The following is a 1,243-nucleotide window of genomic DNA, read 5'->3' on the forward strand; positions in this document are numbered from 1 at the left end:
CCGGGTATTCTAGGTTTCTTATATTTCCAAATTTATTTTGCAAAAGCATTTTCTAAGCCGCTCTTGTATAGTTTTCAACATACATTTCACCTCTTTTTACCAGAGAGAACATTCTAAGGATCAGCTTAAACTTTACATTATTTAATACCAGTGGATAAGCTTTGTTTTTAAGCTTCCGTTCAGCATAGGCCCTGATTTCCGGATCATGTGTTATAGCTGTTTTAGCTGCCTGGTTTAGTTCGTTCTTCAATTCTTTATGAGCCAGATGACTCACCCTTTTTCGCCCTTTAATACTTGTGCCAGAAGTGTGCTCAAAAGGAATAACCCCGACGAATACGGCGTATTTTCGAGCGTCAGTAAAGCTGGCGAAATTCTCTGTATAAGCTATCGTCATCCAGGCATTGACCGGACCGATCCCTTTAATACTACTGATTATCCGGTAGTTTAACAGCATTGGCTCATCGCTTTTAATAAGTTCCATGATCTCCCCTTCCAATAGATCGATGTGCTTTTTATTCGCCTTTATCCTGGATTGGGCAATATTGATAATCGCATCGGTTCTCTTTAGCGCATACATATGTTTACGCTCTTTAACCGTGCTTTCCATTCCTGCCTTTTCACGAACCAGCCTTTTACGGAAGGATAGGAGTTGTTTCAGCTTTAAAATATGATTATTCAATGGCGCTGAAGGCTCCAGGCGTTTGTTTTTTTCCTGACCATACCTGCTGATACGAAAGGCATCTGCCTGATCACTCTTACCCCTGGTCATGCCGATCGACTGCTTAATCTCCAATCCCGGTACACGACAATAACAAACCGGTATCGACTCACAGAACTGCATGAATCGGTATTCATAACCTCCTGTATATTCCATGACCACTAATGTTTCCCGCAGATCGATCTGGTTAATTTTACACCACTTTTTAAATACAGTAAACCCTTTAGTGCAATTGGCGATCCTGATGTGCAGATGATGTTCTGCCCAACAGATGTCCAACGTTAACTTAGATACATCCACTCCCAAAATAACATTCCAGCTTTTCATACGTTTAACTTTTAAATACGTTAATAAATTGCCTTTTGCCAATCACCTTTGTTACAGCAAAGAAAGTATTCTAGTTGGGCCTTGGGCAATCATAAAAGGCAGGGACTGATACCCGGACAAGCTCTCTTATAAGCTAGTGAGTCGATAAGTTCACCCTGCCTTTTATCTTAACGTTTTCCACAAAGTATTTAGTTCTTA

1 protein-coding gene is annotated in these 1,243 nt (G+C 40.5%); it reads right to left on the reverse strand.

Annotation, left to right across the window (positions count from 1 at the left end; translation table 11 throughout):
* Positions 1-52 precede the first annotated feature (52 nt).
* A complete protein-coding gene (locus FHW89_RS28585; protein ID WP_172338456.1) occupies positions 53-1,045 on the reverse strand; it encodes a transposase in 993 nt (330 codons plus the stop codon).
* Positions 1,046-1,243: the final 198 nt, after the last annotated feature.

Source organism: Mucilaginibacter sp. SG564, assembly GCF_013149275.1.
Lineage (GTDB): Bacteria > Bacteroidota > Bacteroidia > Sphingobacteriales > Sphingobacteriaceae > Mucilaginibacter.

Excerpts from the sequence above, each read along its gene's own strand:
- FHW89_RS28585 (WP_172338456.1), bottom strand. The coding sequence starts at position 1,045 with ATGAAAAGCTGGAATGTTATTTTGGGAGTGGATGTATCTAAGTTAACG.